The organism is Actinoplanes sp. NPDC051411 (assembly GCF_040682075.1).
GTDB lineage: Bacteria > Actinomycetota > Actinomycetes > Mycobacteriales > Micromonosporaceae > Actinoplanes.
This window is the reverse complement of record NZ_JBFBAD010000090.1, coordinates 1-20,970: the sequence shown is the minus strand read 5'-3', so window position 1 is coordinate 20,970 and position 20,970 is coordinate 1. Positions and strand designations below refer to the sequence as shown.

Sequence of the window (20,970 nt, the reverse complement as noted above, 5' to 3'; positions counted from 1 at the left end):
CCGGCTCGGGTGGCGCCAGTCAGGGGGCGACTGCGTCAGAGGGACACCAGGAGGCGCTCGGCGGCGGCGACCGCGAGGTCGTCGCGGCCGTGCGGTGCGACCACCTGGAGCCCGACCGGCAGGCCGTCGGCGAGGCCGGCCGGGACTGAGATCGCCGGGTGCCCGGTGACGTTGAAGCCCCAGCACAGGTCCCCGGCCGCCACCCCCGTCGCGTATTCGTCGTAGCCGTAGGCCACGCACGTCGTCGCCGGGGTGACCAGGACGTCGAAGGAGGCGAAGACATCGGCCAGCGCCGTGTCGTTGTGGCGCCGAATCGCCGCCGCCTCGGCCAGGTCGGGAGTCGGGCGGCCGTTGTCGAGCGCGTAGAGGGCTTCCCACGCAACGCCCGGCGGCCGGAGCTCGAGACGAGGCGTGCGAACGAGTCCAGCTTCCCAGGCCGGGTGACGGGCGCGGGATGCGGCCGTACGTGCCCTTCAGCCCGATCACGCCGCAGAACGAGGCCGGGATGCGGAGCGACCCGCCGCTGTCGCCGCCGGTCGCGATGGGGACCACGCCCGCGGCGACCGCCGCCGCGGCACCGGCCGAGGAGCCGCCGGGCGAGCGCGACGGGTCCCACGGGTTGCGGGTGTAGTCGGTGCCGTTCCAGCCGTGGCCCTGGGCCGTCGCGCCGGGCCGGGCCCGGGTCGAGGTGCCGATCGGGATCGCACCGGCGGCGACCAGGCGCTCGGCGATCGGCGATCGGCGATCCGGCCGGGGTGCGGGCCTTGACCAGGAAGGGCACGCTGGCCAGCGGCGCCGAGCGGTCGACGGTGCGGGCCGCGGCCAGCGCGGACGGGCCGTCGAGCCGGTCGAGGAAATGCAGCACCGGGTCGAGGCTACGGGCCCGGGACAGAGCTTCCGAGACGACGTCGACCGGGTCGACCGAACCCGCGCGGACCCGCGCCGCGATCTCGGTCGCGGTCATTTCCGGCCGACGTAGACCCACGCGGTGTCGCCCGACGCCAGCGGGGCCTCGATGCGGTGGTAGTCGTCCACTTCGTACTCGTCGGCGCGGAGCAGGTCGTCGTCGGTCAGGGTGAGGACGGCGCCGGCCACCGCGTCGGCCGGATCGCCGGTGGCGACCAGGATCGGATGATGGGTCAGGCCGCTGACCGCGAGCACGTGCGGGTCGGTGATCTCGACCTGGCCGAGGCGGAAACCGAGGACCGAGTCGTCTCGGCCGGCGAGCGGGCGGCCGAAGTTGGCGATCTGCACGGCCGGGTCGCGCAGGGTTCCGTAGGAGAACAGCAGCGGCATGATCAGGAGCTTACGGGCGCGGCCGACGGCGACGGCTCACGGGAAGACGCCGGAGCCGGGCGGGCGCCGAACTCCGACGTCAGCGCCACGAAGGCGACCGGCACCAGCTCCCACCACGAGCGCATCCGCAGCTGCCGGGCCCGCCACCGCGGATGGAACTTGTCGGTGAACAGCCACAGCGACCGCAGTTCGATCCACCGGTCCAGCGCGTGCAGCGGAACCCGCACCACGCGGGCCCCGACCGATGTGCCGGCGTAGACGCGGCGCATCCCGGCGAAATTCAGCGTCACCTCGGTGGCGTCGTGGGCGCGGGCGTAGGCGACCATCGAAAGGATCATGCGTTCGACCACGCCGTTCGGGGCGTCGCGGCGCCGGGGCGCCACGTCGAGGGTCAGAATCCGGCCGGCGGCCGCGACGGCGAACCGGGCGAAGGCGACCGGCTCGCCGCCGGCATCGCGGGCCACCACGACGAGTACGCCGTCCCGCGGCGTCAGCAGCGCGTCGAGATTCATGGCGAAGCCGCGTTCCGAGCGGCCGCGCAGCCAGTCCCGCAGCACGCCGTCGAGCGCCGGCACGAGCAGCGGGTCGAGCGGGCCGATGTCGACGCGTACGCCCGCGTTGTCGGCCCGCCGGGCCGCCTGCCGCACGTTGCGCATGGATCGCCCGGCCGGCGAGAACGACGGTATGTCGAGGACCGCCTCGTCGCCGATCTCGACCGCCCGGCGCACGCCGGCCGCCCGCCACAGCCCGCCGGTGGCCGCCGCGTCGTTGCCGAGGACCGCCGGCCGCCAGCCGTGCTCGTCGCAGAGCAGCGCGAACGCGGCGATCGCGGCCGCCGCGTCGGAGCCGACCGGATCGCCACCGGCCAGCGCGACCCCGAACCGCACCCGGTAGCCGATCGCGGCGTCGCCGCGCGGGCTGAAGACGTACGTGCGGTCGGCGCGCGTGGCGAACGGGGCCAGGCTGCCCGACGACGGATCCTGCACGAGCCGGCGGACCTGGGCCCGCTCGGCCTCGTCGGCCGGCGGCGGTGCGGGCGCGGCGGCCAGCGCGATGGCCAGCGCGACCAGGACGGCGGCCAGGACCACGACGACGTAGACCCGGGTGGAACGGTCCGGGGAGGCGAGGGGGAACGGCGAGGCCGCGTACGCCCGGTGCCGCCCGGCCTCCCACAGCGCCCGCCCGAGCACGACCGTGAGCGCGCCGCCGGCCACCACCGCAGCCGCCCGCAGCCGCTGCGGGTCGGGCCGCACCGGATAGCGCCCGGGCAGCAGCAACAGCGCCGCGACGACCGGCAGCACGAGTTCGCGCCGGGCCACCGGCGGCAGGACCGCGATGACGATCAGCCCGAGGGTGACCTGGAGGGCGAGCCGGCGGCGCCCGGCCAGGCCGTGGGCGAGCAGCAGCAGGAGAAGCGCGAGCGCGACCCGGTCGAGCGCGGGCAGCCGGACGCCGGGCATCCAGGGCGACGGGTGAGCGAGCAGGGCCAGCGCTCCGAGGCCGAGCAGCACGGTCAGCACCCGCCCGCTCCACCTGTTCATACGCACATCATTACTCCCGATCGTCAAAACGATCGATATGACATCCGCTACCTCGGTGCGCTTGACTGACCTGGTGCTTCCCGCTCTGGTCACCGCCGCACAATTCGGGCCGTTCTTCAGCTGGGAGCCGTGGTCTCCCGGCGCGGGCTGGCTCCCCTGGGCGTCCCTGGCCGACGGCGACGTCGCCGCGGAGCGGGTGCGGATCGCCCGCGACACGCTGATCGGCATGTTCGGGCTGGCGGAAGACGACGTGCCGACGCGGGTGGTCGCCTCGGTCACGTTCCTCGGCTATGCCTCGCGGGTGGTGTCGCCGCTGCTCGGCGCGGCGGCCGCCACGGGCGACCTGCCGGCGCCCCGACCGGACGAGCTCTGGTGGCGGCCGCAGCCGGGCGGGCCGCTTCCCATCGCGTACGGGAGAACGCGAGCGCGAGCGGGCAGCCGGAGGAAGGTGACCGCCCAGGCCTTCGCCGAGGTCGCCGTCGGCGGCCTGGTGATGCCGCTGCTCGAAGTTTTCCGCACCCGGTTCGCGCTGTCGCCGCAGGTGCTGCTGGGCAATGTCGCCTCGGCACTGGGCGGCGCGGCCGGCATGATCGCGGATCAGGCGCCGCGGCATGCCGAGCGAGCGGCGTCCATCGTCGCCGAGATGCTCGAGATCGCGCCGCTGGCCGGGACCGGCACGCTGGTGCGGCCGTCGCCGGAATCTCCGAGGCGGTTCCTGATCAGGAACAACTGCTGCCTGTACTACCGAATCCCCGGCGGCGGGACCTGCGGCGACTGCGTGCTGACGCCGGAGGAGGAACGCCGCCGCGGATGGGAGTCGTCCGCTTGACGCGGGCGCGATGTTTACGTAACCATTGACGAACTTCTACGTCTTGGGAGCTCGCCATGAAGCTTTTCTTGGGACGCGCGCTGCTCGTGGCGGCGCTCCTCGTCTTCGTCGCCCCGCGGCCCGCCTCCGCCGCCACCAACAGCTTCCGAGGGGTCAACTGGGCCGACGCCCGCGACAACTACGTCGACGGCTGGGTGATCCCGACCGGGCTCACCGCCTCGGACTCCTACGCGACGGTCCGCACCAAGGCGGACGGCATCGTGAGCGGCTTCCAGACCCTGCTCGGCGCCAACACGGTCCGGCTGCCGATCAACCCGCAGAGCGTGAACTCGGCCTGGTGGAACGCCTACAAGGGCACGGTCGACTCGGCACTCGCCCACGGCATGCGGGTCATCCTCAGCTACTGGGAGGCCAACCACGACGGCTTCGTCGACGACACCGCCGCCTGGAACACCATGTGGGACACCGTGGTCGCCGGCTACGGCTCCAACGCGAACGTGTACTTCGAGCCGATGAACGAGCCCTTCGGCTACAGCCTCAACGACTGGGTCAACCTGTGCTCGGGCTGGCTCTCCCGCCACTCGACGGTCCCCCGCGGCCGGGTGCTGATCAGCGGCACCGGCTACAACGACAACGTTACCGGCGTCGGGGCCTCACCGGCCCTGTCCGGCACCCTGCTGTCGCTGCACTTCTACGGCTTCTGGGCGTCCTACACCACCCGGGCGGCCTGGACGGCCAACCTCACCCCGCGGATCGGCGCCTACGCCTCCCGAACCGTAATCGACGAGGCCGGCGCCCCCATGACCACCGGCCTGACCTACACCGGCGGCCAGAACCAGGACGGCAACGTCTTCACGTCCTACTTCGCCGCGACGACCGACTACACCCGCTCCCAGCAGATGGGTGTCGTCTACTGGCCCGGCCTGCGCTCCGGCGACACCTATTCCCTGACCCGCCAGAACGGCAGCGGCCTGGCCGTCAACAACGCCACCGGCGTAGCCCAGCTCCGCTGGGGCTGGGGGCTGTAATCCACCTGGGGGCGACCCCCAGACCCCACGGTGCGGTGGTCGCGCCGGCGTCAAGGTCGCGCTCAGCGAGGCTCACCACCGCACCGCGCAATTCGCGAAGCGGGCCGGCCATCGCTATTCGGGAACGGCCGGCTGCGTCGCGCGCTGTCGGTTCGCGGATGCCGTCCCGGTGGGGCGCCGGGTGAAGAAGCGGACGATGTCGTCGGCCGCGGTGGGCGACAGCATCATGGCCTGGACTCGGGCGGACATCTCGGCGATCGGGTGGATGCGGGTGAACATCGCCTCCTCGTACGTCCGGATGGCCGCGCCGGGATCGGCGGCGAGTTGGGCCGCGAGCTCGGCGCCGTCGAGCATCGCCTGGTTGGCGCCCTCGCCGACCGGCGGCATGAGGTGCGCGGCGTCGCCGATGAGGGTGAGGCCCGGCCGGTGGGCCCAGCGCGTACCGGCGGGCATCGCCTCGATCCGGCGCAGGGTCGGCGGGCCGTCGCCGGCCTCGATGAGGGCGGTGAGGCCGGGGTTCCAGCCGTCGAACAGGTCCAGCAGGGCGCGCTTGCTGCTGTAGGCGTCGATGGGGCGACCGTCCGCGCGCAGGGAGATCCCGACTCGGATGCTGCCGTCGCCGAGACGTTGCGCGGCCAGGATCCGGTTCACCCCGACGCACCAGAGGTTTCCGGGGCCGACCAGCTCGGCGAGATCCGGGTGGCGCCGGTCGGCGTCGCCGATGGTGAGCTCGGCCAACGTGGCGACGGCGGACAGCGGCGCGTCGGTCAGCAGCGACCGGACGACCGAGCGGGCCCCGTCGGCGCCGATGAGGACGTCGCAGTCGGCGCTGTGGCCGCCGTCGAACGTCAGCCCGTAGCCGCCGCCGGGCCGGGGCGTCGCCGCGACGAGCCGGTGCCGCCAGGCCACCGCGTCATCGGGCAGTGAGTCGAGGAGAAGGTCACGCAGCACGCGGCGGTCGATCTCTGGGCGCCCGGAGAACGAGCCGGGCCGCGGCCGGTGGTGCACGAGGGTGCGCCCGGCCGGGTCGAGGATGCGATGTTCCTCGCCCTCCGGCCGCGCCTCGGACCGGAACCGGCCGGTGAGGCCCGCCTCGGCCAGGGCCCGCTGCCCGGACTCCGGGTGCAGGTCGAGCATGCCGCCCGGCGATCGTGCGGAGCGGCTTGCCTCGCGTTCGTACACCACCGCGCCGATGCCGTGCCGGTGCAGGATCCGGGCCAGCGTCAGCCCGCCGAGGCCACCACCGGCGATCGCGATTCGCATCATCAACTCCGTTACCGTACGGTGTACCTCATGGATACGCCGTACGGTAGCGCACCGGTGCCGGTCTGGGAACGGCCCGAGCCCCGGCCGCGGGCCGCGCCGGTGCCGCTGAGCCGCGCGAAGATCGCCGCCGCGGCGATCCGGCTCGCCGACGCCGACGGCCTCGACGGGCTGTCGGTCCGCAAGATCGCCAAAGAGCTCGGCGTCGGGCCGATGCGGCTCTACGACTACGTGACCAACCGGTCCGAACTGCTCGATCTGATGGTCGACGCCGTGTACGCGGAGATCGCCGAGGCCGCCCGGCCCTCCGAGTGGCGCGCCACGGCACTGGCCATCGTGCACCGCACCCGCGAGGCGGCCCTGGAACACGAGTGGTTCGCCGACCTGCTCGGTGCCCGGCCGCACCTGGGACCCCACGCACTCGCGGTCGGCGAATCGACTGCGGCGGCGCTGAGCCAGGCCCCGGGCGTACGCGATATCGGCGACCTCCAGCGGGCCTTGAGCGCCCTCAACGCGTTCCTCGCCGGAGCCCTCCGCACGGAGATCACCGAGCGGCGCACCGCCCGTACGACCGGCGTCGACGTGTCCGCCTGGCAGACCGCCCTCGGGCCCTACGTGACGCGCATGCTCGAAACGGGCCGCTACCCCACCGTCGCCCGGCTGGTCGTCGAAGGCGCCCACCTCAGCGCCGAGGAAACTTTCCACCACAACCTGACCACCATCCTGGACGGCGTCACCAACCGTCCGGGCACGTAATTTGCATCGGCGCTACGGGCGGATGCCCCGGAGTACGACGTCGAGGTACTGGGGCGCCGTCGTGCCGGAAGCCGGGTCCTTCGGCAGGGACGAGATCAGGGTGAGCAGTTGCAGCGGGCCGATGTCCGCGCGGACCGCGCCCGCCGTGTGGGCCTGTTCGACGAGCTCGCCGAACGCCGCCTTCATCGGCGCGCACGCGGTGGCGACCGGTGACTCCTCGTCGGCGAGGGCCTCGGCCACCCGCGCGCTCATCCCGCGGTATTCGCTGGCGCTGCGGTCGTACAGGTCGAGCCACTGCACCAGCGCCGCCCACGGGTCGGCGGCGCCGAGCAGGTCGCGAGCACTGCGGTCGAGGAGGTCGACCCGTTCCTGGAGGATCGCGACGAACAGGTGCTCGCGGGTCGGGAACCGGCGGTAGAGCGTGGCCTGCCCGACGCCGGCGCGGCGGGCGACCTCTTCCAGCGGCGCGTCGGCGCCGAGTTCGGCGAAGAGTTCCCTGGCCGCCGCCAGCAGCGCCTCGTAGTTGCGGCGGGCGTCGGCCCGCAGCGGGCGGCCGGGGCTTGTCGTCGAGGTCACTCCGCCATCCTAGCGACAAGTGGACAGGGTGTCCGTATCGTTCTCGAGGTAAGTGGACACACTGTCCGTTTGAGGAGAGGTGTGATGGCGCGACTCTGGCACGTGGGCATGGCGGTACCCGATCTCGACCGGGGCATGGCGGAGATCGGCGAGCTGTTCGAGCTGAGCTGGCGACCGGTGATCACCCGGTCGATGACGGTGACCGACGAGGCGGGACGGGCGCAGGGCGTGGACGTGCACGTCACGTTCTCACTCGGCGGGCCGTTCGCGGTCGAGCTGTGGCAGGAGATTCCGGGCACTCCGCTGGCGACCCCGGCCGGCGGCTGGTTCCACCACCTGGGTTACTGGGTGGACGACCACGAGGCCGAGAAGAAGCGGCTGGCCGGCCTCGGGTTGCCGCCGGTCCTGACGTCCGAACCGGCCCTGCTGCTCAGCCGCGGGCCCGGCAACATCGTCGTCGAGCCGTGCGACGTGCAACGGGACCAGCCCTACCTGCGGGACCTCTACCCACCGGACTCACCGTTCTTCGGTGAACCCACCCTGAGCGTGAAGGGATAGAAGGAATGTTCGGGAAACCGCGCTTCGCGCTGACCAACCCGGCCCCGCTGACCGCGTACCCGCGCGTGACCGGCAACCCCGCCGAACCCGGGATTCGTCACCGCGCCACGGGTTCGTGCCGGCCGACGTCCGTGGTCGAGCCGGCGGTGACGCGATGAACATCGCCGTAGTGGGGGCCGGCAGCATCGGGGGCACCCTGGTCCGGCAGCTGAGTGCGGCCGGGCACCGGGTCAGCGTCGCCAACCGGCGCGGACCCGAGCACCTCGTCGACCTCGCGGCCGCGACCGGTGCCCGGGCCGCGACGCTCGCCGAAGTCGCCGCCGACGCACGCGTGGTCATCGTCGCGGTGCCGCTCCCCGCCATCGCCGGACTGCTCGGTGCCGGTCTGGCGCTGCCCGCCGACGCGGTCGTCGTCGACACCAGCAACTACGTGCCGCACCTGCGCGACGCCCGGATCGGCGAACTCGACCACGGTGCCGTGGAGAGCCGCTGGACCGAACGGCAGCTGGGCCATCCGGTCGTCAAGGCGTTCAACACCATCACCGCGGCCAGCCTGCGCGACAAGCCGGCACCGGCGGGCACGCGCGGCCGGGTCGCGCTGCCGATCGCCGGCGACGAGCCGATCGCCAAGACCGTCGTCATCGCGCTGGCCGAGCAGATCGGCTTCGCCGGAGTGGATGCCGGCCCCCTGGACGAGTCGTGGCGCCAGCAGCCCGGCACTCCCGTCTACACCACCGATCTGGGCGAGAACGCCATCGCGGCCGCGCTGGCCGGGGCCGAGCCCGCCCAGACCGAGGCATGGCGGGCCCGGTTGACTGCCCGAGCCGGCCAGGCTCCGGGGTGGTCCTGATCACTTGGCCGGCCGCCCCGGGCGCACCGGAGGCCCGAGGACGGCAGGCTGAGCGGCATGGCCACCCTCGCTCCGCGCAAGTTCGCCGCGCTCCGCAACCGGGACTGCCGGCCGTACCTGTTCGGGGCCGCGCTGGCCATGATGGCCGACAACATCGAGCACGTCATCACCTACTGGCAGCTGTGGCAGAAGTTCCACTCCCCCGCGCTGGCCGGGTTCGAGGTGATCAGCCACTGGGTGCCGTTCCTGGTGTTCTCGGTCTACTTCGGGTCGCTCGCCGACCGGTTCGACTGCCGGCGGGTCATCCAGGCCGCGCAGGTCCTGTTCATGCTGGTCTCGGCCGCCTGGGGGGTGCTCTTCCTGACCGGCAGACTGCAGATCTGGGAGGCCTGCGTGCTGCTCGTGCTGCACGGCCTGGCCGGGTCGCTGTGGGGCCCGGGCGAGCAGCTGATGCTGCACGACTTCGTCGGCGACGAGGAGCTGCCGAGCGCCGTCCGGCTCAACGCGACCTTCCGCAGCCTGGGCGTGCTGTTCGGCCCGGTGGTCGGCTCGGCCCTGCTGCTGGGCCTCGGTCCGACCCGGGGGATCTTCGCCAACATTGCTTTCTATCTGCCGCTGACACTCTTTCTCTTCCGTACGAGGTTCACCGGCCACACCCGCGACGAGGGCGTCCCGCGTCGACGGCTCGGGTTGCTCGACTCGGTGAGGGTGATACGTGACGTGCGGGGCAACCACACCCTGGTCAGCATGATCATCCTGGGCGGCCTGGGCTCGTTCTTCGTCGGCGCGTCCATGCAGTCGTCGATGCCGATCTTCGCGCAGGACCTGGGGGCGGGAAGCGCCGGAACCGCGTACGGAATCCTGCTCTTCGCCAACGGCGCCGGCGGCGTCCTCGGCGGCATCCTGCTCGAGGCCACCGGCCGCATCCCGGCCAGCGTCCCGGCCGCGGTGGTGAGCACCGCCGTCTACGGGCTGGCGACGGTCGGGTTCGCCGTCGCCGGAAACTATCCGGCCGCGGTGGCCCTCCTGGTCGTCGGCGGGGTAGCCAACCTGGCGTCGATGTCGATCGGCCAGACCGTGGTCCAGCTGCTGGCCCCACCCGGCGAACGCGGCCGCGTGATCGGGGTCTACGGCATGTCAGCCAACGGCCTGCGCTTCGGCAGCGGCGTCACGGTCGGGCTGTTCGGCGCCGTGGTCGGCATCCACTGGTCGCTGGGCCTGAGCGCGGCGGCCCTGTGCGTGGGCACACTGATCGCGGCGCTCTACGCCCGCTCCTCGGCCCCGCGCCCGACGGCCACGGCTTAGTTTCCCGACCGAACTCGAGGGCCGGTGCTCACCTGGGCGGCAGCCAGGGATCGCTGAGGATCTCCAGGGCCGCCGCGCAACGGCGCTACCTTCGCGGTCGGTGTCGTGCTGGAGCCGGCCGTTCGATTCCGGGTTTCGTCCCGGCCGTTCTGGCTGAGCTTTCGGCCGGGCAACGGGCGGATCCGAGATGCGGTTGAGCGATGGCTCCCGGGCGGTCACGTGCGCCCTGACGATGCGGCCAAGCCCCCGGCATCGACGCAGGCGTGTGCGTCGGTCGGTCGGAGATGGCGGCGGGTGAGCAGGGCCGGGTCGGGCGCGGACGGCCGCTCGGACCGGGCATCGAGGTGCGCATGGCCGACGGCTGGGGATGAGCGTGTCCCGGCCGGTTCGGCTCCGGGCCGGCCTGGATCCAACGCCGTTCAGTTAGCGCCCGCCGGCCCGGCGGCGGCCGAAACGGGCCGTCGAGCGGGATTCGGGTCGGCCGGCCGCGTTGAGGGCCCTGGTGGAGCCCGGCGAGCGCGGTGATCCGAAGTCGCCGCCGCGGTGGACGACCAAGTCGGCCCGCAACCTCGCCGGCGAGTTGCCCGGCAGGCCACCGGGTCAGCGCCGACACCGTCGCCGACCTGCTACGAGAGCAAGGCTCCCGCTTGCAACGCGAGAGCGGCCTGCACCAACGAGGCGGCCACCGACCCCGGACGGCCGCACCCGGCACCGGCCGCAGGCCCGTGCTCACCCTGGCCGCGGTCGGGGGCACTGGTGGCGGATAGGAGCTTCGCGGCGATCTCGCCTACCCGCATCAATGCCGGATCAGCGAAGAGATCCGCCCCGCCGCCTTGCCATCGACCGCGAGGCAATGCTCAATACGACCGTCTGGAGCGACGGAACCGCCAGCACCCTCAAGTCCTGCCCTCACCGACATCTCGTCGGTAGCTGGTTGGCGCCCGGCACCGGAAATGGTGAATCAGCCTTTCAGCGCGGCTTCCGCCGGGGCGGCCCGCGGCGCCGGAGGGACGGCCGTGGGGCGGTCGTTTCGGGAGGTGAAGCGCTCGCCGACTCGGCGGCCGAGTCGCTGGGCCGGCTTCTCCACGAAGCGGACGACCAGCTCGGACAGGGCGAACAGCACGGCCAGCAGGCCGGCGAACGTGAGGAGCCGCACCGGCGCCGGCTCGCCCACGATGCCGGGCAGCGCGTGCTTCAGGGCGCTGAGCAGGATCAGGTGCAGCAGGTACATCGAATAGCTGAGTTCGCCGAGCTTGCGCAGCACCCACGGCATCTGCCGGCCGCGGAGCAGGAAACCGGCCGCGAACACGATGGCCGGGAAGACGACGGCGGTCACCCACAGCTGGCGGGCGATCTCGTCGGCCAGGTGCCACCACGCGCCGGCGGTGGCCGCGACCAGGACGGCGGCGATCGCGGCCGCGCCGGGCAGGATCCGGATCTGGCCGTGCTGCATCCGGTAGATCGTCGTGCCGGCGAACATCGTCGCCAGCAGGATGAGTGACTGCCAGGAGGCGCGACCCGACGACTCGCCGCCGTTGACCACGGCGACGCCGATCACGCCGACGGAGAGGACGGCGCCGACTATGACAATTCTGCGGGAGCCGATGAGGAAGGCCGCGATGGTGGTCACGAAGACGATCGCCACGCCGATCACCGCCTCGGTCCGGCGGTCACCGCCGCTGGTCAGCAGCGTCTGCGGCAACGCGGGCCCGATGAACAGGGCGACGGCGGCCAGTCCCGCCGCGTACCACGCGCTGTGGCGGTGCAGGCCGAAGGCGAACAGGCCGGCGACGACGAAGTAGAACACCATCTCGTAGGAGAGCGTCCAATAGATCGCGACCAGGTTGGAGACGCCGAGCAGGCCCTGCATCATCGTGCCGTGCGCCAACAGCCCGACCGTCGTGTGCTGCACGAGCTGCCCGGGGAAGGCGGCGATTCCGGCCGTCATCAGCACCAACATCAAGGTGGTCGCCACCAGGAACGCCGGGTAGAGCCGGAAGAGGCGCGAGATCCAGAACTTGCGCAGGTCGCCGTGCCGCTCCAGCGACATCGGGATGATGTAGCCGCTGATCAGGAAGAAGAGCAAGACCCCGCACTTGCCGAGGTCGAAGAACTCCCACGCTTTGCTCGGGACCGGAATCCCCGACAGCGGGCGCATGTGCCAATAGACGACGGTCAGGGCCGCCAGCCCGCGCAGTGCGTCCAGCCACGAGAGCCGGGGACGCACGGGGACAACGGGCACTACGTTCGTCATTGACGTGCTCCCACCGAGCGGACTGCGCGAAGCGCGGGGCGGACTGCGCGAAGCGCGGGGGCGGTCCGGCTCGCTGAGGTCGCCATCGTACGGAAAGCGCTCTCCGGCGAACGACCCGAAACTGCGTTCGCCGGCGAACTTTGGAGGAACAGCTGGGGCCGGCGGCTCGTCGGGCGACGCGTACATCAGGAAGCCGGCGCCGGGGCGCCTAGGTTGACCGACCCGCCACCAGGTTGCCCGCCTCCCGGGGGAGGACGATCGCCTCGAAGGCGGGAGCGGCCAGGACGACCGCCAGGGTGAGGAAGGCGAAGCGGTAGGGCTGGGTGTCGAGGGCGCCGCCGAGGCGGACGAGGACGGCGCCGACCGCGACGCCCAGGCCGGCGCCCAGCTCCTGGACCGCCGACATCAGCGTGTTGGCGCTGGTCATGCGGTCGGCGGGGACGTCGGCGAAGGCGATCGTGTTGTAGGCGGTGAAGCCGATCGACCGGAAGGTGCCGCTCAGGACCAGCAGGATCAGGATGAGCGCGAGTGGGGTGGCCGCCGACAGGAAGGCGATGCCGACCAGGCAGGCGGCCGACGCGATCACCGCGCCGAGCATCACCAGGCGGATGCCGAAGCGGCGCATGAGCGGGGTGGTCGCCGGTTTGATGCCGATGTTGCCGGCGAACAGGGCGATGACCACCAGGCCCGCGTGGGCCGCGTTCCAGCCGAAGCCGAGCTGGAAGAACAGGGGCAGGAGGAACGGGATCGCGGTGATCACGGCGCGGAAGACCGAGCCGCCGAAGGCGGTCACGCGATAGGTCCGGATGCGGAGGTCGCGGAGTTGGACCAGCGGGCGGTCGGCGCGCAGCAGGTAGGCGATCGTGAACGCCAGGGCCACACCGGCCAGGAGCAGCGCGGGAAGGGTGACCGCCCAGTTCGGGTGCGGGTCGGCCACGCCTTCCATGCCGGCCACGAGCGCGGCCAGGCCGGCGGCGGCGAGCACGAAGCCGCGCCAGTCGAGCCGGCCCGCGTCGTCCGACCGCATGTCGGGGACGAGGCGGCGGGCCAGGAGGAGCGCGGCCAGCCCGAGCGGCAGGTTGATCAGGAAGATCAGCCGCCACGAGGCGTACGTGCTGAGGATGCCGCCGAGGGCCGGCGCCAGCAGCGGGGCGACCAGGGCCGGCCAGGTCAGGTAGGCGATCGCCTTGACCAGGTCGGTTTTGGCGGTGGTGCGGATGACGACCAGGCGCCCGACCGGCACCATCATGGCGCCGCCGATGCCCTGCAGGATGCGGGTTCCGACCAGCATCGGCAGGGTCGCCGCGGCCGCGCACCCGGCCGAGGCCAGGGTGAAGATCGCGATCGCGCCGACGAAGATCCGCCGGGCGCCGAAGCGTTCGGTCAGCCAGCCGCTGATCGGGATCAGCACGGCGAGGGTGAGCACGTACGCGGTGATCGCCACGTTGACGCCGACCGCGGGCACGCCGAGGTCGGCCGCGATGTGCGGGGCGGCCGGGGCGATCACGGTCGCGTCGAGGATCTCCATGAAGTACGCGCCGGCCACCAGCAGCGCGAGCCCTCGACTGGTCATCAGTGAATCATGCCAGCGCCCTCGGACGGCTATCGGGCACGACCGGGCCGAGTGAAGTTTGACCTGCGTATACCCCGTGGTCAGTGGGTCGGCTTAGCGTGCGGCGGTGCGTACCGTGACGCCGGGCCCGACCCGGACCTACGGCGCGACGACGACGTCCTTCCCGCTGGTCGCCCTCGCGCTCGGCCTGCTCGTTTGTCAGCTCTTCGTGCTGCCGCTCTGGCTCCTCCCCCGTGACGCGGCGTGGGGATGGTCGCTGGTGCCGCTGGCGCTCGCCAACACCCCGCTCTGGTCGTTGACCCACGAATCGATCCACGGGTCGCTGCTGCGCGACCGGGACTGGAACGATCGGCTGGGCCGGGCGTTGGCGATCGGTTACGGGGCCCCGTTCGCCCTGCTCAAGGCCGGTCATCTGCTGCATCACCGGTTCAGCCGGACGCCGCGGGAGCGGACCGAGGTGTTCGACCCGTCGGCGACAAGCTGGGGGCGCCGGGCGCCGGCCTATTACCTGCGGCTGTTCGGCGGGCTCTATCTGGCCGAGGTCGTCTCGGTGCTTCTGCTCTTCGTGCCGCGGCGTGGCTGGCTCGCCCTGGCCCGGCACGTCGACTCCCCCACCTCGGTGTCGGCGCAGCTGTTCGAGATAGTGGCTTCGCGCCGCCTGAGGGTATTCCGCATCGACGCCGCGATGATCATCGTGGTCTACGCTGGCGCATTCTGGACATTCGGCGCCGACTACTGGATGCTCCTCGCCGCGCTCGCCGGCCGGGCGTTCGTCGTCTCGGTGGCCGACAACGCCTACCACTACGGCACCGAGCTGGACGCGCCTCTGGAAGCCATGAACCTCCAGCTGCCCCGGCCGCTCGAGTTGTTCGTCCTGGCGTTCAACCTGCACGGCGTGCATCACAGATATCCGGGGCTGGCCTGGCATTCGCTCCGGTCCGCGTTCGAGAACGACGGCGCGCGGTTCGAGATGGGCTGGTTCGCGGCGGTCGGCCGTCAGATCGAAGGGCCCATTTCCGAGAGGGATCTAAAAGTGCCCGGCGTGGTAGAAGAAACGCCCGAGCCCGATCGTGAAAATCGTCGCGCCGTAGAGAGCGTGCTCGACCGAGACGACCAGAAGCGAGCGCGTCTGCCGGTAGCGGCGGGCGAACAACCACCCGCCGGCGAGCGTGGCGACAACCGCTATGAGGTTGCCGAACAATAGGTGGGCGTACCCGAAAGCGAGAGCGCCGGCCGGCGCGACCGTCCTCCCGAAGGCCGGCGAATACCGGTGCATGAGAAATGCCCGGTAGATCAGCTCCTGCGGATAGACCGACGCGAGTGGATAGAAGATCAGCACGGCCAGCCAGAGCAGCGGCTGCTGACGCGGCAGATCGAACAGGTGGCCACGGTCGACGATCGCGACCACCACGAGCGCCCCGGTCGACACGGCCAGCCACAGGCGGATCACCGAGGGCAGGGCCGGGCGCAAGGCTTCCGGCCTGAGGAACGTACGCCGGTCGAATCCGTCCGCGCGACGCAGGTAGAAGAAGGCCGCGACCGCGGCGACCAGCAGCACCGGGATCGGGCCGCCGGGTACGTGCACGGCGATACAGACACCGACCACGCCGAAGAACAGCAGCAGGTATTCGATCACGGCCCGGGTGCGGCTCACGCGACGGAACGCTAGCGGCGCCGGGTGGCCGGTCGGTTGCCGTCACATGTCCGCCCTCAGCCGTCGGCGGCCCCGGCCGATACCACCGGGGTAGGACCCCCGACGGCAGGAGTACGCAACGTGAACGGGACGACCCGGCCCGTGTTCCATCGGGACCCCCTCCTGATCGTGGCCACGCTCTGGTCGCTGCTCGCGACCACGCTGTTCTTCGTGTTCCACCACGACTCGAACGCCTCGGTCGGCGTCTACTGGGCGTTCCAGCCTCCGCTGGACGTGCTCCTCGCGTACTCGGCCTGGCAGGTGTCGCGGATCGCGACCGGGCCGACCCGGCGGTTCTGGCGGATTCTCGCCGGGGCCGGCGCGCTCTTCACCTTCGGCGACTCGGTGCAGGCGGCGACCGCGCTGCTCGGGCACGACCAGTGGTCGACCGCCGCCGGACCCGTTCAGTCGATCTGCTTCGCGGTCGGCGAGGCCGTGCTGATCATCGGGATGATGGTGCACCCGCACCCGGGTCGCACCGGGCGGGAGCGGCTGGCGTTCTGGCTCGACTCGACGACCGTGCTGATCGGTGGCGCGGTCGTGGCCTGGTGCTTCGTGGTGCGGCCGGGCGCCACCGACGTGGCCGGCACACTGATCGCGGCCGCCGTGATCCTGACCGCCTCGTTCGCCACCTTCAAGATCATCCTCAACGGCAACGCCCCGATCCACAAGGTCGCCGCCGGGCCGATGATCATCTCGGCCGGGGCGAACGCGGTCGGCGTCTTCGCCGCCCCGCACGCCATGAACCACCTGCCGCCGTACGTGTACGCGATCCGTTTCCTGCCGTCGCTGATGGTCGCGGTCGGGCCGCGCATCCAGGAACTGGTGGCCCAGTTCGACCACGCCGCGTTCGGGTCCCGGCGGCGAAAGCCGTACAGCCTGCTCCCGTACGGCTCGATCGGCGTCGCCTTCGCCGCCCTCGTCATGGTTCTCACCCACCGCGACGAGGACGGCAGCGCCACCCGGCTGTGGGGCGTGGTCGCCGGCCTGGGCCTGATCTGCGGCCTGGTCGCCGGCCGCCAGCTGGCCACCTTCCACGACAACACCCGCCTGATCTCCCAACTCGACACCACCCTGGCCGAGCTCCGCGAGCACGAGGTACGGCTGCGCCACCAGGCCCTGTTCGACGGCCTGACCGGCCTGGCCAACCGCACCCACTTCCACGAGGAGGTGACGGCCACCCTGGCCGCCGCCGCCCCGGGCACGGTGTCGTTGCTGCTGATCGACCTGGACGGCTTCAAGGGCGTCAACGACACCCTCGGCCACGCGGCCGGCGACGCCCTCCTGATCGGCGTGGCGACGAAGCTGAGCGCGTCGGTCCGCGGCTGCGACCTGGTGGCCCGCCTGGGCGGCGACGAGTTCGCGGTGCTGCTGCGCGACTGCACGGCCGGCGACGCCGAGAACACCTCGCGCCGCATCCTGGGCGCCCTCACCGAGCCGGTGACCGTCGGCGACGCCCCGGTCTGCGCCAACGCCAGCATCGGGGTGGCCTGCGCCGAACCGGGCGACGACGTCGAGTCCCTGCTCCGCGACGCCGACCTGGCCATGTACGCCGCGAAGCACGACGGCAAGGGCACCTGGATGCGCTACCACGCCGGGATGGAGCCGGCCGCCCACTGACCGCCAGGCAAGATGGACCGGTGTCCGAAGCGCTTTCCTGGGCCGCCGAAATCGCCCGTCAGCCGGTACGCGTCGTGCGCCCGCTCCTGGGTGGCACGCACGCCGTCACGGTCCTGCTCGATGCCGACGGGCAGGAGATGGTCCTGCGCCGATATCCGCCCGGCGATGACGCCCCGGCCCGCGAGGCGAGGGTGCTGCGGGCGCTCGACGGACTCGGCGGCTGGGCGCCGAAACTGCTGGGCGCCGACCCGGCCCACGGCCTGATCCTGATCACCCGGCTTCCCGGGACGGCCGACATCATGCCGGCCGATCCCCGGCACGCGGCGGCGGAACTGGCGCGCGGCCTGGCCCGCATCCATGCAACTCCCCCGCCCGCGCTGCGCGACGGGATGACCGCGCTGAGCCGGGACGAAGAGCCCCGGTTGGCCGACGCCGAGCACGTGCTCACCCACTTCGACTACTGGTCGGGCAACGTCCTCTGGGAGGGCCCGGCACTGACCGGCATCGTCGACTGGTCCGGGGCGTCGCTCGCTCCGCGCGGGCTCGACGTCAGCTGGTGCCGCCTCGACCTGGTGCTGCTGCACGGTCCCGAGGTGGCCGACGTGTTCCTGCGGGCGTACGAACGCGCGGCCGCCACGACGGTCCCCGACGTGCGGCTCTGGGACCTGTTCGCCCTGAACAGCTCGCGCGACCGGATCGAGACCTGGGAACCCAACTACACCAGCCTCGGCCGCACCGACCTCACCGGCGCCGAGCTGCGCGCCCGGCACACCCGTTGGAGCATCGAGACCGGCTCCTAGAGATCGGCCGGCTGTGACGTGCCCGCGCCCCGGCAGCGGATGGCGACCAGGTCGTGCCGGGCGGCCGGGAGCGTCTGCTCCTGCGCCCCCTCGATCGTGAAACCCGCGTCGGCGATCATCCGGCGGTCGTCGGCCCCGGGCTGGCCCTCGCTGGTCAGGTAGTCGCCGAGGAAGATCGAGTTGGCCAGGTACAGCGCGAACGGCTGCATCCCCCGCAGATGGATCTCCCGGCCGCCGGCCAGCCGCACCTCGACGTCCGGGAAGAAGAACCGGAACAGCGCCAGGATCCGCAGGCACCGGTCGGGCGTCAGCTCCCAGCGTCCGGACAGCGGGGTTCCGTCGAACGGGATGAGGAAGTTCACCGGCACCGAGTCGGGGTCGACGGCCCGCAGCGCGATGGCCAGGTCGACGATGTCGTCGTCGGACTCCCCCATCCCGAAGATCGCGCCCGAGCACGGCGACAGGCCGGCCTCGGCCGCCTTGCCGACGGTGTCGACCCGGTCGGCGAAGGTGTGGGTCGTGCAGATGTCGGCGTACCGTTCCTCGCTGGTGTTCAGGTTGTGGCTGTAGGCGTGCGCCCCGGCCGCCGCCAGCCGGGCCGCCTGGCCGTCCGTGAGCAGGCCGAGACACACGCACACCTCGACGTCGGGCTCCTCGGCCCTGACCGCGGCGATCGTGTCCTCGACCCGGCTGATGTCGCGGTCGGCCGGTCCGCGGCCGCTGGCCACCAGGCAGATCCGCTTGGCGCCGGCCGACGCGGCCGCCGACGCCGCGTGAGCCACGTCCGATGGCTTGAGCCAGGTGTATTTCAGGATCTCGGAGCGGGAGCCCAGGCGCTGTGAGCAGTAGCCGCAGTCCTCCGGGCACATTCCGCTCTTGAGGTTGATGATCGTGTTGAGCTTCACACGCCGGCCGAAGAAGGCGCGGCGGACCCGGAACCCGGCGGCCACGACGTCGAGCAGTTCCTCCTGGTCGCCGAGCAGGGCCAGGGCCTCGGACCGGGTCGGCACCTCGCGCCGCAGGGACTTCGCCACCAGATCACCCAGAAATGTCGTCACCTCGACATTGGATCATGCGATCGGCGATCAAGCCCGAAGACATTCAAATCTGTACATACGTTGCATTGACTTTCTACGATCCGGTGCGCGCGACGACGACGCCGCGCGTACCCGACCGAAGGGGTCATGAATGCAACGACTGGGAAGAAGCATTCTCGTGGCCGGGCTGATCGCCGGGGTTCTGGTGGCAGGTGCCCCGACGGCGGCCTCCGCGGCCGCCCGCACCGACACCACCAGTGCCCGGGAGCGCGCGCGGGTCGACCGCGTGCCGACACCGAAGCTCGGCTGGTACAAGTGCTACGACACCGCCGAGTGCGCGACCACCCTGCTGCCCCTCGACTACGACAATCCGAAGGGGGCCAAGACCGAGATCGCCGTGCTCCGGGTCAAGGCGAAGGACCAGAAGCACAAGATCGGCACGCTGTTCCTCAACCCGGGCGGACCGGGTGGCTCGGGCACCGAGATCGCGCTCGAGGCGCCGCTGTTCCTCAGCCCGGCCCTGCTCGACCGGTTCGACATCGTCGGATTCGACCCGCGGGGCATCGCCAGCAGCACCAATCTGCACTGCTGGAAGTCGGTCAAGGACCAGACCGCGGTGCTCAGCGAGATGAACGTCGCCTTCCCCTGGGGGAAGGCCGAGGAGAAGACGTACGTCGACGGGGCCAAGAAGTTCGGGAAGGCGTGCTCCACGACCGGTAAGCCGTTGTCGGGCTCGATGTCGACGGCCGAGGTCGTGCGGGACATGGACGTGCTGCGCCGCGCGGTCGGCGACAAGAAGCTGTCCTATCTGGGCTTCAGCTACGGCACCGCGATCGGGCAGTACTACGCGAACATGTTCCCGGACCGGTTCCGCGCCATCACGGTCGACGGCGTGCTCGACCCCGAACACTGGGTCGGCACCAAGGCGACCGCCGGCCTGGAGCAGGACCAGCGGATCAAGTCGGCGGCCGGTGCCTACCGGGCGCTGCAGGAGATCCTCAAGCGGTGCGACAAGGCCGGCGAGGCCTACTGCGCGTTCGCGGCCGGTGACCCGGTCAAGAACTTCGACACGATCGCGCGGAAGCTGCGGGCGAAGCCGCTCGTGGTGACCGATGAGGAGGGCGGCAGCTTCACCATCACCTACGCCGACTTCGTCAGCGGCATCCTCGGCGACCTGTACGACACGGGTGCCGGTGACTGGGTGACGCAGGACGCGGCGTACATCTGGACGCTGCTGTACCCGTCCTCAGCCGCCGCTTCGAGCAAGGCGAAGGCCGCGCTGACCGCGAAGATCCGCGACAACCGGCAGAAGGCGGGGCGCGACTTCCCGTACGACAACGGTTTCGAGACCTTCGCCGCGGTCGACTGCACCGACGCCCTCCACCCGAAGGACGCGGGCCAGTGGCCGTCGCTGATGGTGACGGCCGACAAGAAGGCGCCGTACTTCGGCCGGGCGTGGGGCTGGGAGACCGCCCAGTGCGCGCGCGACACGTGGACGGTTCGCGACGAGGACGCATACACGGGTCCCTGGACCCGGCGGACTGCCGCGCCGGTGCTGATCGTCGGCACCCGGTGGGATCCGGCCACCAACTACGACGACGCGGTCTCGGCCTCCAAGCGGCTGCCCAACAGCCGCCTGCTGTCCAATGTGAACTGGGGCCACACGTCGTACGGCACCTCGGACTGCGCGACCACCGCGATCGACAACTACCTGCTGAAGGGGACGCTGCCGGCCAAGGGCACGCTGTGCCAGGGGTCGTACCAGCCGTTCCTGACACCACTGCCGACCGACTCGTCGGCGTTCGCTTCCCGGGCGGTGCCCGTGACCCCGGCCGACCGGCCGCAGGTCGCCGGGCCGCCGATGCCGTCCACCCTCAACGGCACTCGATAGTTCCGGTGTGGGCGCCGCTGCGCGGGGGGCGACACTCCCTGGGGGGGCGGGGATCGGAGGGAGAGGCACTCCGAGGTGGGCGCGCGGGGGAGGGTGGCGG

Annotated in this window: 18 protein-coding genes and 3 pseudogenes; 11 read left to right on the top strand and 10 right to left on the bottom strand. The window is 71.8% G+C overall.

Annotated elements, in window-relative coordinates; genetic code table 11:
* Positions 1-35: 35 nt before the first annotated feature.
* The 4 genes and pseudogenes from AB0M88_RS36870 to AB0M88_RS36855 all read right to left on the bottom strand — a co-directional run bounded on the left by AB0M88_RS36870 (position 36) and on the right by AB0M88_RS36855 (position 2,837).
* Positions 36-332 (bottom strand): amidase family protein, encoded by a 297-nt coding sequence (locus AB0M88_RS36870; RefSeq protein ID WP_364110484.1) that lies wholly within the window; start codon positions 330-332, stop codon positions 36-38.
* Positions 333-507: 175 nt separating this feature from the next.
* Positions 508-696, bottom strand: a pseudogene (locus AB0M88_RS36865) (amidase family protein); the annotation flags it as partial.
* A 264-nt stretch (positions 697-960) separates the two neighbouring features.
* On the bottom strand, positions 961-1,296 hold the full coding sequence (locus tag AB0M88_RS36860; RefSeq protein WP_364110464.1) for a gamma-glutamylcyclotransferase family protein: 336 nt from the start codon (positions 1,294-1,296) through the stop codon (positions 961-963).
* 2 nt (positions 1,297-1,298) lie between these two features.
* Positions 1,299-2,837 (bottom strand): phosphatidylglycerol lysyltransferase domain-containing protein, encoded by a 1,539-nt coding sequence (locus AB0M88_RS36855; protein ID WP_364110463.1) that lies wholly within the window; start codon positions 2,835-2,837, stop codon positions 1,299-1,301.
* A gap of 55 nt (positions 2,838-2,892) precedes the next feature.
* Between AB0M88_RS36855 and AB0M88_RS36850 the strand changes: the two genes are divergently transcribed.
* Both AB0M88_RS36850 and AB0M88_RS36845 read left to right on the top strand, forming a co-directional pair.
* On the top strand, positions 2,893-3,666 hold the full coding sequence (locus AB0M88_RS36850) for a (2Fe-2S)-binding protein (RefSeq protein ID WP_364110462.1): 774 nt from the start codon (positions 2,893-2,895) through the stop codon (positions 3,664-3,666).
* Between the two features lie 56 nt (positions 3,667-3,722).
* A complete protein-coding gene (locus AB0M88_RS36845) occupies positions 3,723-4,694 on the top strand; it encodes a cellulase family glycosylhydrolase (RefSeq protein WP_364110461.1) in 972 nt (323 codons plus the stop codon).
* Between the two features lie 114 nt (positions 4,695-4,808).
* Here the strand turns inward: AB0M88_RS36845 and AB0M88_RS36840 are convergent, their stop codons facing one another.
* Positions 4,809-5,960 carry an FAD-dependent monooxygenase gene (locus tag AB0M88_RS36840; protein WP_364110483.1) on the bottom strand — a complete coding sequence of 384 codons (1,152 nt, stop codon included), beginning with the start codon at positions 5,958-5,960 and terminating at the stop codon, positions 4,809-4,811.
* 27 nt (positions 5,961-5,987) lie between these two features.
* Between AB0M88_RS36840 and AB0M88_RS36835 the strand changes: the two genes are divergently transcribed.
* Positions 5,988-6,713, top strand: coding sequence for a TetR/AcrR family transcriptional regulator C-terminal domain-containing protein (locus AB0M88_RS36835; RefSeq protein ID WP_364110460.1), 726 nt, complete (start codon positions 5,988-5,990; stop codon positions 6,711-6,713).
* A 12-nt stretch (positions 6,714-6,725) separates the two neighbouring features.
* On the opposite strand, the gene AB0M88_RS36830 is transcribed toward AB0M88_RS36835, so the two are convergent.
* Entirely contained in the window at positions 6,726-7,289 is a 564-nt protein-coding gene (locus AB0M88_RS36830; protein ID WP_364110459.1) for a helix-turn-helix domain-containing protein, read from the bottom strand.
* 84 nt (positions 7,290-7,373) lie between these two features.
* Here AB0M88_RS36830 and AB0M88_RS36825 point away from each other — a divergent pair, with 84 nt between their 5' ends.
* From AB0M88_RS36825 to AB0M88_RS36810, 4 genes and pseudogenes are all read left to right on the top strand, one after another.
* Positions 7,374-7,847, top strand: a complete 474-nt coding sequence (locus AB0M88_RS36825; RefSeq protein WP_364110458.1) for a VOC family protein — start codon at positions 7,374-7,376, stop codon at positions 7,845-7,847.
* Between the two features lie 154 nt (positions 7,848-8,001).
* Positions 8,002-8,697: an NAD(P)-binding domain-containing protein gene (locus tag AB0M88_RS36820; RefSeq protein WP_364110457.1), complete on the top strand. Its 696-nt coding sequence runs from the start codon at positions 8,002-8,004 to the stop codon at positions 8,695-8,697.
* 57 nt (positions 8,698-8,754) lie between these two features.
* Positions 8,755-10,002 (top strand): MFS transporter, encoded by a 1,248-nt coding sequence (locus tag AB0M88_RS36815; protein WP_364110456.1) that lies wholly within the window; start codon positions 8,755-8,757, stop codon positions 10,000-10,002.
* 487 nt (positions 10,003-10,489) lie between these two features.
* A pseudogene (locus AB0M88_RS36810) lies at positions 10,490-10,655 on the top strand (ISAzo13 family transposase); the annotation flags it as partial.
* A 308-nt stretch (positions 10,656-10,963) separates the two neighbouring features.
* Here AB0M88_RS36810 and AB0M88_RS36805 read toward each other — a convergent pair.
* Complete coding sequence (locus AB0M88_RS36805) at positions 10,964-12,256, bottom strand: acyltransferase (protein WP_364110455.1); 1,293 nt, start codon at positions 12,254-12,256, stop codon at positions 10,964-10,966.
* A gap of 208 nt (positions 12,257-12,464) precedes the next feature.
* Entirely contained in the window at positions 12,465-13,829 is a 1,365-nt protein-coding gene (locus tag AB0M88_RS36800) for an MFS transporter (protein WP_364110454.1), read from the bottom strand.
* 106 nt (positions 13,830-13,935) lie between these two features.
* On the opposite strand from AB0M88_RS36800, the pseudogene AB0M88_RS36795 reads away from it, so the two are divergent.
* A pseudogene (locus AB0M88_RS36795) lies at positions 13,936-14,778 on the top strand (fatty acid desaturase); the annotation flags it as partial.
* Between the two features lie 78 nt (positions 14,779-14,856).
* Here the strand turns inward: AB0M88_RS36795 and AB0M88_RS36790 are convergent.
* Positions 14,857-15,483 carry a CPBP family intramembrane glutamic endopeptidase gene (locus tag AB0M88_RS36790; RefSeq protein WP_364110453.1) on the bottom strand — a complete coding sequence of 209 codons (627 nt, stop codon included), beginning with the start codon at positions 15,481-15,483 and terminating at the stop codon, positions 14,857-14,859.
* Positions 15,484-15,603: 120 nt separating this feature from the next.
* On the opposite strand from AB0M88_RS36790, the gene AB0M88_RS36785 reads away from it, so the two are divergent.
* Both AB0M88_RS36785 and AB0M88_RS36780 read left to right on the top strand, forming a co-directional pair.
* Complete coding sequence (locus AB0M88_RS36785; protein WP_364110452.1) at positions 15,604-17,142, top strand: GGDEF domain-containing protein; 1,539 nt, start codon at positions 15,604-15,606, stop codon at positions 17,140-17,142.
* A 20-nt stretch (positions 17,143-17,162) separates the two neighbouring features.
* A complete protein-coding gene (locus AB0M88_RS36780; protein ID WP_364110451.1) occupies positions 17,163-17,942 on the top strand; it encodes an aminoglycoside phosphotransferase family protein in 780 nt (259 codons plus the stop codon).
* Here the strand turns inward: AB0M88_RS36780 and bioB are convergent.
* Complete coding sequence (gene bioB / locus AB0M88_RS36775) at positions 17,939-19,000, bottom strand: biotin synthase BioB (RefSeq protein WP_364110450.1); 1,062 nt, start codon at positions 18,998-19,000, stop codon at positions 17,939-17,941. The genes AB0M88_RS36780 and bioB overlap by 4 nt on opposite strands.
* Positions 19,001-19,130: 130 nt before the next feature.
* On the opposite strand from bioB, the gene AB0M88_RS36770 reads away from it, so the two are divergent.
* Positions 19,131-20,870 carry an alpha/beta hydrolase gene (locus tag AB0M88_RS36770; RefSeq protein WP_364110449.1) on the top strand — a complete coding sequence of 580 codons (1,740 nt, stop codon included), beginning with the start codon at positions 19,131-19,133 and terminating at the stop codon, positions 20,868-20,870.
* Positions 20,871-20,970: the final 100 nt, after the last annotated feature.

Coding starts and splice junctions, on each gene's coding strand:
- AB0M88_RS36805 (WP_364110455.1), bottom strand. CDS start 12,256: ATGACGAACGTAGTGCCCGTTGTCCCCGTGCGTCCCCGGCTCTCGTGG.
- AB0M88_RS36855 (WP_364110463.1), bottom strand. CDS start 2,837: ATGAACAGGTGGAGCGGGCGGGTGCTGACCGTGCTGCTCGGCCTCGGA.
- AB0M88_RS36825 (WP_364110458.1), top strand. CDS start 7,374: ATGGCGCGACTCTGGCACGTGGGCATGGCGGTACCCGATCTCGACCGG.
- AB0M88_RS36835 (WP_364110460.1), top strand. CDS start 5,988: ATGGATACGCCGTACGGTAGCGCACCGGTGCCGGTCTGGGAACGGCCC.
- AB0M88_RS36860 (WP_364110464.1), bottom strand. CDS start 1,296: ATGCCGCTGCTGTTCTCCTACGGAACCCTGCGCGACCCGGCCGTGCAG.
- AB0M88_RS36800 (WP_364110454.1), bottom strand. CDS start 13,829: ATGACCAGTCGAGGGCTCGCGCTGCTGGTGGCCGGCGCGTACTTCATG.
- AB0M88_RS36820 (WP_364110457.1), top strand. CDS start 8,002: ATGAACATCGCCGTAGTGGGGGCCGGCAGCATCGGGGGCACCCTGGTC.
- AB0M88_RS36840 (WP_364110483.1), bottom strand. CDS start 5,960: ATGATGCGAATCGCGATCGCCGGTGGTGGCCTCGGCGGGCTGACGCTG.
- AB0M88_RS36845 (WP_364110461.1), top strand. CDS start 3,723: ATGAAGCTTTTCTTGGGACGCGCGCTGCTCGTGGCGGCGCTCCTCGTC.
- AB0M88_RS36770 (WP_364110449.1), top strand. CDS start 19,131: ATGCAACGACTGGGAAGAAGCATTCTCGTGGCCGGGCTGATCGCCGGG.
- AB0M88_RS36815 (WP_364110456.1), top strand. CDS start 8,755: ATGGCCACCCTCGCTCCGCGCAAGTTCGCCGCGCTCCGCAACCGGGAC.